This window comes from Mesorhizobium sp. M1C.F.Ca.ET.210.01.1.1 (assembly GCF_004791585.1).
In the GTDB taxonomy this organism is placed as follows: Bacteria; Pseudomonadota; Alphaproteobacteria; order Rhizobiales; family Rhizobiaceae; genus Mesorhizobium.
Genome location: NZ_SRUU01000003.1, coordinates 282,925 through 295,285, shown reverse-complemented (window position 1 = coordinate 295,285; position 12,361 = coordinate 282,925). Strand labels below are relative to the sequence as shown.

The 12,361-nt window shown below is 63.8% G+C and carries 13 protein-coding genes and 1 pseudogene; 13 read left to right on the top strand and 1 reads right to left on the bottom strand.

The genetic code is table 11. The features are described 5' to 3' along the window. The first annotated feature begins 116 nt into the window (after positions 1-116). The 6 genes from EN853_RS05420 (at position 117) to tsf (ending at position 5,284) form a co-directional block, all read left to right on the top strand. Positions 117-947, top strand: a complete 831-nt coding sequence (locus EN853_RS05420; RefSeq protein WP_127858042.1) for a cell envelope integrity EipB family protein — start codon at positions 117-119, stop codon at positions 945-947. Positions 948-1,044: 97 nt separating this feature from the next. Continuing rightward, positions 1,045-2,340: a hypothetical protein gene (locus tag EN853_RS05415; RefSeq protein ID WP_127858043.1), complete on the top strand. Its 1,296-nt coding sequence runs from the start codon at positions 1,045-1,047 to the stop codon at positions 2,338-2,340. Positions 2,341-2,402: 62 nt separating this feature from the next. Next, entirely contained in the window at positions 2,403-2,681 is a 279-nt protein-coding gene (locus tag EN853_RS05410; protein ID WP_127858044.1) for a DUF4031 domain-containing protein, read from the top strand. Further along, positions 2,678-3,289 carry a LysE family translocator gene (locus EN853_RS05405; protein ID WP_127858045.1) on the top strand — a complete coding sequence of 204 codons (612 nt, stop codon included), beginning with the start codon at positions 2,678-2,680 and terminating at the stop codon, positions 3,287-3,289. Before EN853_RS05410 ends, EN853_RS05405 begins: the two co-directional genes overlap by 4 nt. Positions 3,290-3,464: 175 nt before the next feature. Continuing rightward, positions 3,465-4,244, top strand: a complete 780-nt coding sequence (gene rpsB / locus EN853_RS05400) for a 30S ribosomal protein S2 (protein ID WP_059188654.1) — start codon at positions 3,465-3,467, stop codon at positions 4,242-4,244. Between the two features lie 119 nt (positions 4,245-4,363). After that, positions 4,364-5,284: a translation elongation factor Ts gene (tsf, locus tag EN853_RS05395; RefSeq protein WP_127858046.1), complete on the top strand. Its 921-nt coding sequence runs from the start codon at positions 4,364-4,366 to the stop codon at positions 5,282-5,284. 27 nt (positions 5,285-5,311) lie between these two features. On the opposite strand, the gene EN853_RS05390 is transcribed toward tsf, so the two are convergent. Continuing rightward, positions 5,312-6,238: a LysR family transcriptional regulator gene (locus EN853_RS05390; RefSeq protein WP_127858047.1), complete on the bottom strand. Its 927-nt coding sequence runs from the start codon at positions 6,236-6,238 to the stop codon at positions 5,312-5,314. Between the two features lie 114 nt (positions 6,239-6,352). On the opposite strand from EN853_RS05390, the gene EN853_RS05385 reads away from it, so the two are divergent. From EN853_RS05385 to rseP, 7 genes and pseudogenes are all read left to right on the top strand, one after another. Next, positions 6,353-6,883: a nuclear transport factor 2 family protein gene (locus EN853_RS05385; RefSeq protein ID WP_127858048.1), complete on the top strand. Its 531-nt coding sequence runs from the start codon at positions 6,353-6,355 to the stop codon at positions 6,881-6,883. 22 nt (positions 6,884-6,905) lie between these two features. After that, a complete protein-coding gene (locus tag EN853_RS05380; RefSeq protein ID WP_127858049.1) occupies positions 6,906-8,015 on the top strand; it encodes an aldo/keto reductase in 1,110 nt (369 codons plus the stop codon). A 149-nt stretch (positions 8,016-8,164) separates the two neighbouring features. Then, a complete protein-coding gene (gene pyrH / locus EN853_RS05375; RefSeq protein WP_127858050.1) occupies positions 8,165-8,887 on the top strand; it encodes a UMP kinase in 723 nt (240 codons plus the stop codon). A gap of 87 nt (positions 8,888-8,974) precedes the next feature. Then, positions 8,975-9,529 carry a ribosome recycling factor gene (gene frr / locus EN853_RS05370; protein WP_127858051.1) on the top strand — a complete coding sequence of 185 codons (555 nt, stop codon included), beginning with the start codon at positions 8,975-8,977 and terminating at the stop codon, positions 9,527-9,529. A 20-nt stretch (positions 9,530-9,549) separates the two neighbouring features. Beyond that, positions 9,550-10,281: pseudogene (locus tag EN853_RS05365) on the top strand (isoprenyl transferase); the annotation flags it as partial. 11 nt (positions 10,282-10,292) lie between these two features. Continuing rightward, positions 10,293-11,108 carry a phosphatidate cytidylyltransferase gene (locus tag EN853_RS05360; protein ID WP_127858053.1) on the top strand — a complete coding sequence of 272 codons (816 nt, stop codon included), beginning with the start codon at positions 10,293-10,295 and terminating at the stop codon, positions 11,106-11,108. A gap of 103 nt (positions 11,109-11,211) precedes the next feature. Beyond that, a complete protein-coding gene (gene rseP, locus EN853_RS05355) occupies positions 11,212-12,354 on the top strand; it encodes an RIP metalloprotease RseP (protein WP_127858054.1) in 1,143 nt (380 codons plus the stop codon). The last annotated feature ends 7 nt before the right edge of the window (positions 12,355-12,361 follow it).

The following is a 12,361-nucleotide window of genomic DNA, read 5'->3' as shown; positions in this document are numbered from 1 at the left end:
GCGCCGCGTTGGCCGGGCCGAAATTGCTATTTTTGCCTCGCTTCCGCCACGACTTTTTTTAAGCTGGACCATCTTTCCCTGCGGCCTGCCATCGGCCGCGACGATCGGAGCACTACATGCGCGTAACGCGCCTTTTCCTTTCCGCCGCTCTCCTGTCGACGGCCGTCCCGATGGCTCCGGCGTTTGCCGTACCCGCGCTGCAGGCGCACCGTGCCGTCTACGACCTCACCCTCAACAAGGCGTCCGACCGCTCGGGCATCACCGGCATTTCCGGCCGCATGGTGTATGAGTTCAACGGCTCTCCCTGCGAGGGCTACACGGTGAAGTTCCGCTTCGTTACCCAGATCGTCACCAGCGACAACACCAGGCTGACCGACCAGCAGACCACGACATTCGAGGACGCCGAAGGCAAGACCTTCTCCTTCGTGACGAAGTCCTTCGTCGACCAGAACCTCGACAAGGAGGTCAAGGGCATGGCGACCAGGGAGCCGAAAGGCCTCAAGGTCGACATCGACAAGCCCGAGAAGAACACACTCGAACTCGCCGCCACGCAGTTCCCGACCCAGCACCTGGTTGAACTGATCGGCAAGGCCGAGAGCGGCGAGAACTTCTATCAGACCAATCTGTTCGACGGCTCCGAAGACGCCAACAAGGTGATGACGACCACCGTCGTCGTCGGCAAGAAGACCGATGCCGACAAGTCGGATCCGGAGGCACCGGCGCTCGCCAAGCTCGCGACGGAAAAATACTGGCCGGTCGACATCGCCTATTTCGACGAAACCGACAAAAGCGGCGAGGAAGTGCCGGAATACCGGATCAGCTTCAAGCTGCACGAAAACGGCATCACGCGCGATCTCGTCATGGACTATGGCGACTTCTCGATGACCGGCAAGCTGGTCAACCTGTCGTTGTTCGATCAGACCAAGCCCTGTCCAGCGTCGAAGTAGCAGCGGATTAACCACCAAGCGGGCTCGCACTCGGCCCGACTTGAAGGCGCCGCAATCCGATCCCAATTTCTCCTGACGGCATTTCGGGGGAGATAGCTTGGGCAGGATCGACGTGTTCGTGGCGCCGCGACCCAATCCGGCGCTGATCAATGTCATGACGATCGTCAACCGGATCGTCATGTTGCGTGGTGTTCCAGGCTTTCGCGACTTCTTGCCGTTCAATCGGCTCGCCGGCTTGCGCGGCGTCGCCAATGTCCGCCACATCGACTTTCCCGCGGCCGACCAGCAAAAGCTGCAGGCCTGCTGCGGCGCGGGGCAGGCGACATTCATCACGCCCAACCATCCGGAATTCTTCACCGACTGGATGATCGACAAGGAGGTCGTCTCGCGCGTCAGCCCGCTGGCGGCGTCCTGGGCGACGCATGGCGTGGTAAACGGGCTTGGCCGGCCGATGCAGAAGTTCTGGCTGGCCAACAATCTGATCGCGCAGATCCCCGGCAACAACGAGGCGGCCAAGGCGCACTCGGTCGACTGGGCGCTCAAGGGCCATGGCGTGCTGCTTCATCCGGAAGGCGGCGTCGGCTGGCACGGCAATTTCGTCGGGCCATTGCTTCCCGGCGCGGTGGGGATGGGGTTGGAGGCGCTGCAGCGCGGCCGCGAAATGAACAAGGAGTTCAACGCCTGGGTTGCTCCGGTCGTCTGGAAACTTGCTTTCACCGGCAATGTCGAGCAGGCGCTCGCCCGGGAATGCGCCTATGTCGAGAAAAGCCTGAAAATCGAGGGCGCCGCAGGCGGCTCGCCGTCGGAACGCGTCTACCGCATCTATTCAACCCTGCTGTCCCGCGACGAACGGGCCTGTGGCCTGACGGCGGAGGAGGGCGCTCCCTATGCCGTCCGCCAGCAAAGCGCGCTGGCTGAACTTGGACGGCAGGTAGCCGCCGCTATTGCTGCCGAGCCGGGCCTGGACATGGCCGAACTGCTGCGGCACTCACGCCGATGGCTGCGTGAGGGCAAGGCCGATGCCGATGAGCAGAAACGCGTGCGAAAACTGACGGAAACAATCCAGCGCATCCAGCGCGTCGGCCCATGGGCCTTCGCCAATCAAACGATCACCCAGGAAGAGATCGCCGAGCATCTGAAGCGCATCCGCAACGATTATTGCAAGGGCACGTTGCGCGACACCATCAACCGCTTCATTCCGCAACCCGCGGGGCCGCGCTGCGCCCATATCCGCGTGCCCGAGCCGTTGGGATTGCATGCCTATGGCGGCTCGATCGACGAGGCGCTCGTCATGCTGCGCTCGCGCATGCAGCAAGCGGTGACCGGGATCGTCGCCGAGCTCCAGGCCGGCGGCGGCTTCATTTCCTATCCGAATCCCTTCTATCATCACTGACTTCAGGTCGGCCCGGGTGAAGTGGGCGGGCCGCCCATGTCGGTAGGAGTGCGGCAAGCTCGATGGCTGTCTATGTCGATGCGGCGATCTGGAAATGGGCCGGCCACCGCTGGTGCCACCTGATGGCCGACGACACCGACGAGTTGCATCGCTTCGCAGCGGAACTCGCGCTCAAGCGCTCATCCTACCAGGGGCCGCCCAAGACATCGGCGCCGCACTATGACATAACCGGCTTCGAGCGCGACCGCGCAGTGCGGCTGGGCGCCATCGAGTGCAGCCGCGAGGAAATCGTGGCGATCTTCCGCCGCGTGCGGGTTCCGAACGGGAAGATACGACCATGACGTTCACAGCATTTCTAGCCTACTGCGCGGCGATCACACTTGCCGCCGCCACACCCGGCCCATCGATGTTCGCCGTCATCACCAACGGCGTGTCGCGTGGCTTTATCAGGGCATTCATCGCCGGTGTCGGCATTGCCGCCGGTGACGCCGTGCTGGTGATTCTGGCGCTGCTCGGTCTTGTGGCGTTGGCACAGACCTTCGAATGGGTGTTTCTCGCCTTGAAGTATGCGGGCGCGGCCTATCTGGTGTTTCTCGGTATCAAGATGTGGCGGTCGGCCGGTACCCAGGCAGTCGAGTCGCAGGCAACTCAAGCGAAGTTGTCCAGGTCGTTTTTCCTCGGCGCCTCCATCGCACTCGGCAACCCCAAGGCAATCCTGTTTCACGCATCGATCATGCCGCTGATCCTTGACCTCGATACCATGACCTTCGCCGACGGACTGCTCGTCGTCGCAATCGTCATCAGCGTCAATATTGCCACGATGGGCGTCTATGCGGCGCTAGCCGGGCGGGCCTCGGTCTGGTTCAGAACACCGAGGCGCATGCGCCTTATGAACAGGTTTGCCGGCGGCGCCATGATCGGTACAGGTGCGCTGATCGCCGCACGCTGAATTGGAAGACGCGGCAGCGCTTGCGTTTGTCGCACTTCCCCTCTATATGCGCGCTCATTCCACACACGGACTTTGGTGTCTGCCCGGGAGAAATCCGGCTGAAACCTCCGGTGGCATCAGGACATCCGTCCGAAATGCCTGTGTCCGTGGAGGCCAACCGGAAAGGAACTAAAGAATGGCTCTGCCTGATTTCAGCATGCGCCAGCTTCTGGAAGCTGGTGTTCACTTCGGCCACCAGACCCACCGCTGGAACCCGAAGATGGCGCCCTACATCTACGGCGCCCGCAACAACATCCATATCATCGACCTCTCGCAGACGGTGCCGCTGCTGCACCAGGCCCTGAAGCAGGTTTCCGACACCGTCGCCAAGGGCGGCCGCGTGCTGTTCGTCGGCACCAAGCGCCAGGCTTCGGACATCGTCGCCGATGCTGCGCAGCGTTCGGCCCAGTACTACGTCAACTCGCGTTGGCTGGGCGGCATGCTGACCAACTGGAAGACGATCTCGAATTCGATCCAGCGCCTGCGCAAGCTCGACGAGACGCTGGCCGGCGAGGCCCAGGGCCTCACCAAGAAGGAGCGCCTCAACCTCGACCGCGAGCGCGAGAAGCTCAACAAGGCGCTGGGCGGCATCAAGGACATGGGCTCGACGCCGGACCTGATGTTCGTCATCGACACCAACAAGGAAGCGATCGCCATCCTCGAGGCCAAGCGCCTCGGCATCCCGGTCGTGGCCATCATCGATTCGAACTGCGATCCGGACAAGATCGACTTCCCGATCCCCGGCAATGACGACGCGGCGCGCGCCATCCAGCTCTATTGCGACCTGATCGCCAAGGCTGCCATCGACGGCATCGCCCGCCAGCAGGGCGCGCTTGGCATGGATATCGGCGCGTCTGCCGAGGCTCCGGTCGAGCCGGCGCTCGATACCCCGGCCACCGAAGCTCCGGAAGCTTGAAAAGCGAAGGCCGGCTCCGGCCTTCATCTTTCCAATAAGTTGGCGCGCTAAAGCGCTTTTGCCGGGCGCATCATCGAGTACCGATGGTGCGTCGGCGCATTTGAAACAAAGAGGCGACAATGAGCATTTCGGCTGCACAGGTCAAAGAACTCCGCGACTTGACCGGCGCGGGCATGATGGACTGCAAGGCGGCGTTGAATGAAACCAACGGCAACATGGAAGAGGCCGTCGACTGGCTGCGCAAGAAGGGCATCTCCAAGGCCGACAAGAAGGCCGGCCGCACCGCGGCAGAGGGCCTGATCGGTGTCGATTCCGGCGTGCGCGAGGCTGCCATTGTCGAGGTCAATTCCGAGACCGACTTCGTTGCGCGCAACGCCGCCTTCCAGGAGATCGTCGCCAATGTTGCCAAGGTGGCGCTCGCCTATGGCACGACCGAGGCTGTGGCCGCGGCCAAGTATCCGGGCTCCGACAAGTCGGTCACCGACACCATCAAGGACGCGGTCGGCACCATCGGCGAGAACATGGGCTTCCGCCGCTCGGCCAAGCTCACCGTTCCGCACGGGGCTGTCGCAACCTACGTCCACAACGCGGTTGCCGATGGCCTCGGCAAGCTCGGCGTGCTGGTCGCGATCGAGACCACCGGCAATGAGCATGCCGCCAACGCCTTCGGCCGTCAGGTCGCCATGCATGTCGCCGCCACCAATCCGATGGCGCTGACCACGGAGGAACTCGATCCGGCCGCGGTCGAGCGCGAGAAGGCGATCTTCGCCGACCAGGCGCGCCAGTCCGGCAAGCCCGAAGCGATCATCGAGAAGATGGTCGAGGGCCGCCTGCGCAAGTTCTACGAAGAGGTGGTGCTTCTGAAGCAGGCCTTCGTGCTCAATCCCGACATCACTGTCGAGAAGGCGCTGAAGGATGCCGAGAAGGAGATCGGCGCTCCGGCCAAGGTCAGCGCTTACCTGCGCTTCGCGCTCGGCGAAGGCATCGAAAAGGAAACGACCGATTTCGCGGCGGAAGTCGCGGCCGCGGTCAAGAAATAGCCTGCAGATAGAGCAAGGCTAAAGAGCTCAGGCAACTCGGCCGGGTGTCCGCAAGGATGCCCGGCCGATCTCATTTGCGGTGTCGATGAAGGCTCTCAGCTTTGGCGCCATCGCTGCCCGGCGCGGTAAGTAGAGGAAGAGGCCCGGCTCCTCGATCGCCGTCTTCGGTAGGATCTGGACCAGTCGCCCGGCAGCAAGATCGGTGCGCACCAGCGGCTCGAACACATAGGCCAGCCCGACGCCTGCAAGCGCAAGATCGATGGCGCCAAGCGAATCGGTGACGACGACAGTGCCGCGGGTCTCGATCACGACATCCTTGCCGTTGTCGTTCAAATCCCAGCGATAGAGCCCGCCGGAGCGGACGAGCCGGTAGCCGACGCAATTGTGCTTGGCGAGGTCGGCCACGTCGCGCGGGCGGCCGTGCTTTCCGATATAGGCGGGCGAAGCGACGACCACGGCCTTGAAGGGCGGCGTCAGCCGCACCGCGACCATGTCCTGCGCGATCATCTCGCCCAGCCTGATGCCGGCGTCGAATCCCTCGCCGACGATGTCGACAAGGCCCTGCTCGGCGAAAACCTCGACCGTCACATCCGGATAGCGCTCGGCCATGGCCGCGACCACGGGCGTCACCGCCAAGGGAATCGCGATGTTGGAGGCATTGATCCGGAGCAGGCCCGAGGGCCGGCCCTTGATGCCGCGGATGCGGTCCAAGCGTTCGGCGATGTCCTGAAGGGCAGGGCCTGTCGTCTCGACCAATGCCTTGCCCGCCTCGGTCAGCGAAACGCTGCGCGTCGTGCGCGCGAACAACGGCTGGCCGATACGCTCTTCCACCTGCCGCACCGCATGGCTGACGGCCGACGGGCTCATGCCGAGCTCGGCCGCGGCAAGCGCGAAGCCGCCGCGACGTGCGACGGCAACGACAACAGGCAGGTGTGTGAGCAGGTCGCGATCCATTCATGAACAATATCGCATAGTCTTTGCGAACAATGCAATCTTATCGATGCCGGCACGTTGGCCTACATTGTCGCCAACACGTCGGCCGCGGGCCGATTCTCAAGGAGAAGAGACATGAATGCGTTGAGACGTGCGACCTTCGCGGCAGGATTGGCACTGGCGCCGATCGATGCGGGCGGAGCCGAACCGGCGCCAGACTGGCAGGCGCTCGCCGACGAGCGCACCGTCATTCGTATCGCGGATGCCATCGACCGCGCCGTCGATGCGCAGGACTGGAAGCTTGCCCGCAGTTACTTCGCCGACCGTGTAACGGCGGACTTCAGCAGCCTCTCCGGTCAGCCTGCGGCCACCATCGCCTCCGATGATCTGATCGGCGCCTGGGCAGCCAATCTCAAGGGCAGCAAGACAAGCCTGCATTTGCGCACCAACCATCAGGTCGTCATCGAGGCCGATGCGGCGACCGTTCGTTCCAACGGCTATGCCTGGAACCGGATGGAGGGCAATGGCGATCCGCTCTGGGAAGTGTGGGGCACCTATGAGCACCACCTGACCCGCTCGAGCGCCGGCTGGAAGGTCAACGGCTTCACCTTCCGCATGACGCATGAGCGCGGCAATCCCTGGGTCAAATCGACCCCCGGCCAATAGGCAGACGAGATCGGAGAACATCATGAGCATGACCTATTACACGCTCGGCAACAGCGGCCTGCGCGTCAGCCGGCTGGCTCTGGGCACCATGACCTTCGGCACCGAATGGGGGTGGGGCGCCGACAGGGAAACCGCCCGCGCCATGTTCGACACCTATGTCGAGGCAGGTGGCAATTTCTTCGACACCGCCGACCTCTATACCGGCGGCACCAGCGAGACCTGGCTCGGCGAATTCGTCGCCGAGCGCGGCTTGCGCGACAAGGCGGTGATCGCCACCAAATTCAGCTTCAATTCGGAACCGGGCAATCCGAATGCCGGCGGCAACGGCCGCAAGAACATCATGCGCGCGGTCGAAGCTTCGCTGAAGCGGCTTGGAACCGACTATATCGACCTCTATCTCATGCATGTCTGGGACCGGCTGACGCCGGCCGAAGAGGTGCTGCGCACGCTTGACGACCTGGTGCGCGCGGGCAAGGTGCGCCATATCGGCCTTTCCGACGTGCCGGCCTGGTATGCCGGCCGGGCGCAGGCGGTCGCCGAACTGCGCGGCTATGAGCCGATATCGGCCCTGCAACTCGAATATTCGCTGGCCGAGCGCATGATCGAGCATGAATTCGTGCCTTTGGCCACGCGTCACGGCGCCGGCATCATGGTCTGGAGCCCGCTGGCCAGCGGGCTGCTCAGCGGCAAGTACCGGCCGACGCAGGCCGGGAATGCCGGACGGCTCGACGGTTTTCGCAACACCACGCATCCGGGCTTCCAGAAATTCAGCGACCGCAACTGGGCGATCGTGGCGGAGCTCGAACAGGTCGCCGCCGAACTCGGACGCAGCATGGCCCAAGTGGCGATCAACTGGGTTGCGACGCAGCCCGGCATCGCCACCGTCATCCTCGGCGCGACGAAGCTCGCGCAACTGCAGGACAACCTCGGGGCGCTGGATTTCGAAATTCCTGCCGCACTTCGTCAGCGGCTGGGGGCCGTCAGCAGCGTTGCGGCACCATTTCCTCATCCGTATTTCGGCTCGCAGATCCAGGTCAGGGTCACGGGCGGCACCGTGACCGGCGACAAGCCTTCCAGCTATTCGCTGCCGGTCCTGGTCGAAGGCGAGGCGGTCAGCATCAGCAGCAACTGATCGAAAAAGCCTGGGATTTTGCGCAAGGGCGCGGCGTGACATCGCCGCGCCCTTCGTGTATCGGGTCGAACCATCATGCCAGCGCCGCCAGGCGAAGCGGGGCAGCTTTCGCCTCCAGATTTGCCGCGCCGAGATTTTCGAGGAACCAGATGACGGTGAAGCCCCTCTATCGACGTGTCTTGCTGAAAGCTTCGGGTGAAGCGCTGATGGGAGAACAGCATTTCGGCATCGACGTTTCGGTCGTCGACCGCATCGCCGCCGACATCGCCGAGGCGCTGGCGCTCGGCATCGAGGTCGGCGTCGTCATCGGCGGCGGCAATATCTTCCGCGGCGTGGCCGTCGCCTCCAAGGGCGGCGACCGCGTCACCGGCGACCACATGGGAATGCTGGCCACCGTCATCAATTCGCTGGCGCTGCGCACCTCGCTGAACAAGATCGGGGTCGACGCGGTGGTGCTTTCGGCCATCGCCATGCCCGAGCTCTGCGAAAGCTTCTCGCAGCGCCAGGCGACCGCCTATATGAACCAGGGCAAGGTGGTGATCTTCGCCGGCGGCACCGGAAACCCGTTCTTCACCACCGATTCGGCCGCAGCACTTCGCGCCGCCGAGATCGGCGCCGACGCGCTGTTCAAGGGCACGCAGGTCGACGGCGTCTATTCGGCCGACCCCAAGAAGGATCCGAACGCGGTGCGTTTCGACCGCATAAGTCATGCCGAAGTCATCAAACGCGGGCTTACGATCATGGACACGGCAGCGATTGCACTTGCGCGCGAAAACAACATTCCGATAATCGTCTATTCGATCCACGAAAAGGGTGGCTTCGGCGATATTCTGAGGGGTGGCGGCCGTTGCACGATCGTCGCGGACAATTGACTGGGGCCGGAGTCGGCTAAACGATTGCCGGTTCGGAACGACTAGAAGACAAGCAGTGAACCCGGGGAACGGGTCGAGGAGATGATCATGAGTGGCGAGTACGACGACCTCAAGCGGCGCATGGACGGGGCGATCGCGGCCTTCAAGCACGATCTCGCTTCACTGCGCACCGGCCGCGCCTCCAGCAACCTGCTCGACGCCGTCCAGGTCCAGGCCTACGGCACGACGATGCCGATCAACCAGGTGGCCAATGTGACGGTGCCGGAGCCGCGCATGATCTCGGTTTCGGTCTGGGACAAGTCGATGGTCAGCGCCGTCGACCGCGCCATCCGCGAAGCCAATCTCGGCTTCAATCCGATCGTCGACGGCACCAATCTCAGGATTCCGCTGCCCGAGCTCAACGAGCAGCGTCGCAAGGAACTGGTCAAGATCTCGCATGGCTATGCCGAGAACGCCCGCGTCGCGGTTCGCCACGTCCGCCGTGACGGCATGGATTTCCTGAAAAAGGCTGAAAAGGACGGCACGATCAGCGAAGACGATCATCGCAAGCGCTCCGACCAGGTTCAGAAGCTGACCGACGAGATGATCAGCAACATTGATCACCTGCTTTCCGATAAGGAAGCTGAAATTATGCAGGTTTAGGGTCGGTTTCTCACCGGCTCGAAAGCGAGACCATGGCAACGCCCGCGCATGTCGCGATCATCATGGACGGAAATGGACGCTGGGCCAAGGCGCGCGGCCTGCCGCGGCTTGCCGGCCATCGCGCCGGCGTCGAGGCCCTGCGCAAGACGGTGCGCGCCGCGCCTGAGCTCGGCATTTCCTACCTGACGGTCTACGCCTTCTCATCGGAGAATTGGTCGCGGCCGAAATCCGAAGTCAGCGACCTGATGGGCCTCCTGAAGCTCTTCATCCGCCGCGACCTCGCCGAGCTGCACCAGAACGGCGTGCGGGTGCGGGTGATCGGCGACAGGGAAGGGCTGCAGCCCGACATCACGAGCCTGCTGCAGGAGGCTGAATCGCTGACAGCCGGCAACGAGGCGCTGACGCTGGTCATTGCCTTCAACTATGGTGGCCGCGACGAGATCGTGCGCACCGCGCGCAAGCTCGCCACCGCCGTGGCGCGCGGCGAAATGACAAGCGATGCGATCACGATGGAGAGCTTTGCCGGGTCGCTCGACACCGAAGGCATTCCCGATCCCGACCTGGTGATCCGCACCAGCGGCGAGCTCAGGCTGTCGAACTTCCTTCTGTGGCAGGCTGCCTATAGCGAGCTTGTCTTCCTGCCCTGCTACTGGCCGGATTTCAGCCGGGAGCATCTTGCCGATGCCCTGCGGGACTTTGCCGGTCGCGAGCGCCGTTTCGGCGGGCTTGCCGCCCGCGACGTCGCCTCCTAGGCGCCGTCCAAATGAGCAATCTCCAGCAGCGCGTCATCTCGGCCATCGTGATGGCGGCGGTCACGCTCACGCTGACCTGGCTTGGGGCGCTGCCGTTCCGCCTGTTCTGCGCGGCGATCGCGGCAGCGATCTTCTACGAATGGACGCGCATGTGCCGTTCGGCAGCCGGCGCGACGCTCGGCTTTCTGCCGGAAGCGCTGATCGCCACCTTCATTGTCGCGCTGATTGCCGGCCTGCCGGCGCTGTGGCTGCTGCTTCTGGTCGCAGGTCTCGCTGCAATCGTCGCCGTCGCCGCGCGGCTGAAGGGAGCGGCGCAATGGGAGGCATCGGGGCTGGCCTACGCGGCTTTGTCCGGCTTTTCGCTCGCCCATCTGCGCGATGACAACCACGCGGGACTGATCGCCATTCTTTTCCTGTTCGCCGTGGTCTGGGCGACCGACATAGGGGCCTATTTCGTCGGCCGCGCGGTCGGCGGCCCGAAGCTCGCGCCGTCGATCTCGCCCGGCAAGACGCAGAGCGGCGCGCTGGGCGGGGCCGTCGGCGGCGTGGTTGCGGGACTGGCACTGGCAATCGTGGCGGGGGCCGGCAATCTCGCGATGCTTGGCCTTGCCGCTCTGGCGCTCTCGATCGTCTCGCAGATCGGCGACCTCTTCGAATCCTGGGTCAAGCGCCGGCACGGCTGCAAGGATTCGAGCAATCTCATTCCCGGCCATGGCGGCCTCATGGACAGGGTCGACGGGCTTGTCGCGGCGGCTTTCGCCCTGTACGTCATCGGTTGGATCGCGGCGGGCGCCGACCAACCGGCAATGGGGCTGTTTCCGAACTGAATGGCGTCGCCACTGGGCGAAAAACGACGCGTGCCACGGATTCGCCCGGATTGATGCCACAGTCGCGGCAGACCGTCGCGCTGGGCGAATTTGAGGGCATGACTTGAACGAGATTCTTCACGCGCTCTTCAGCACTCAAGGGTTTGTGCTAGGCACCCTGGTGCCGTTCCTGTTCGTGCTCACCGTCGTGGTGTTCGTCCATGAGATGGGCCACTATCTGATCGGCCGCTGGTGCGGCATCGGCGTGAAGGCCTTTGCCATCGGCTTCGGCCCCGAACTCTTCGGCTTCGACGACCGCCACGGCACGCGCTGGAAGCTTTGCGCCATACCGCTTGGCGGCTATGTCAAATTCGTCGGCGACATGAACGCGACATCGAGCCAGCCGAGCGCCGAAGCGATCGAATCGTTGACCGAGGCCGAGCGCGAGGTCGCTTTCCACACACAGCCGATCTGGAAGCGCGCGGCGACCGTGGTCGCTGGACCGCTGTTCAATTTCCTGCTGACGATCGCCGTGTTCGCGGTGCTGTTTACGCTCTACGGCCGCCCGGTCATGGAGCCGACCGTGGCCGAAGTCACCGCCGGCAGCCCGGCGGCGCGGGCAGGCATCCAGCCCGGCGACCGATTCGTCAAAGTCGACGGCAGCAAGGTGGAGACCTTCGCCGACGTTCAGCGCCTGGTCTCGGGCCGAGGCGGCGACGCCATCACTTTCACCATGTTGCGCGATGGCAAGGAGATCACCGTCACGGCGACGCCGGAGCCCATGGAGCAGCAGGATGCGCTGGGCAACAAGGTCAAGGTGGCGATCATCGGCGTCGCCAACAACGCCGAGCTCGGGCAGCCGCGGCTGGTTTCCTACACGCCCGCGGGGGCGCTGGTGGCGGCCGTCGAGGAAACCGGGCACGTCATCGAGCGCACCGGCCAGTTCCTGAAGCGTTTCGTCATCGGACGCGAGGACAGATGTCAGCTGGGCGGGCCGATCAAGATCGCAAAAATGTCGGGTCAGGCGGCCAAACTCGGCTTCGAGTGGCTGGTGCAGCTTGTGGCATTCCTGTCAGTCGGGATAGGGATTCTCAATCTTCTGCCGATTCCCCCTCTCGACGGCGGCCACCTCTTGTTCTACGGCGTGGAGGCCGTCATAAGGCGGCCCGTGTCGGAGTGGATGATGGAGATGGCCTACCGGGCCGGCCTCCTTCTGGTGCTCGGGTTCATGGGCTTCGTTTTTTGGAATGATCTGTTTGGGTGCTGAAATCATG

Bases quoted from the DNA above. Each gene is read 5' to 3' on its own strand.
- EN853_RS05390 (WP_127858047.1), bottom strand. From the start codon at position 6,238: ATGGATCGCGACCTGCTCACACACCTGCCTGTTGTCGTTGCCGTCGCA.
- EN853_RS05385 (WP_127858048.1), top strand. From the start codon at position 6,353: ATGAATGCGTTGAGACGTGCGACCTTCGCGGCAGGATTGGCACTGGCG.
- EN853_RS05360 (WP_127858053.1), top strand. From the start codon at position 10,293: ATGAGCAATCTCCAGCAGCGCGTCATCTCGGCCATCGTGATGGCGGCG.
- EN853_RS05380 (WP_127858049.1), top strand. From the start codon at position 6,906: ATGAGCATGACCTATTACACGCTCGGCAACAGCGGCCTGCGCGTCAGC.
- tsf (WP_127858046.1), top strand. From the start codon at position 4,364: ATGAGCATTTCGGCTGCACAGGTCAAAGAACTCCGCGACTTGACCGGC.
- EN853_RS05410 (WP_127858044.1), top strand. From the start codon at position 2,403: ATGGCTGTCTATGTCGATGCGGCGATCTGGAAATGGGCCGGCCACCGC.
- EN853_RS05405 (WP_127858045.1), top strand. From the start codon at position 2,678: ATGACGTTCACAGCATTTCTAGCCTACTGCGCGGCGATCACACTTGCC.
- pyrH (WP_127858050.1), top strand. From the start codon at position 8,165: ATGACGGTGAAGCCCCTCTATCGACGTGTCTTGCTGAAAGCTTCGGGT.
- EN853_RS05420 (WP_127858042.1), top strand. From the start codon at position 117: ATGCGCGTAACGCGCCTTTTCCTTTCCGCCGCTCTCCTGTCGACGGCC.
- frr (WP_127858051.1), top strand. From the start codon at position 8,975: ATGAGTGGCGAGTACGACGACCTCAAGCGGCGCATGGACGGGGCGATC.
- rpsB (WP_059188654.1), top strand. From the start codon at position 3,465: ATGGCTCTGCCTGATTTCAGCATGCGCCAGCTTCTGGAAGCTGGTGTT.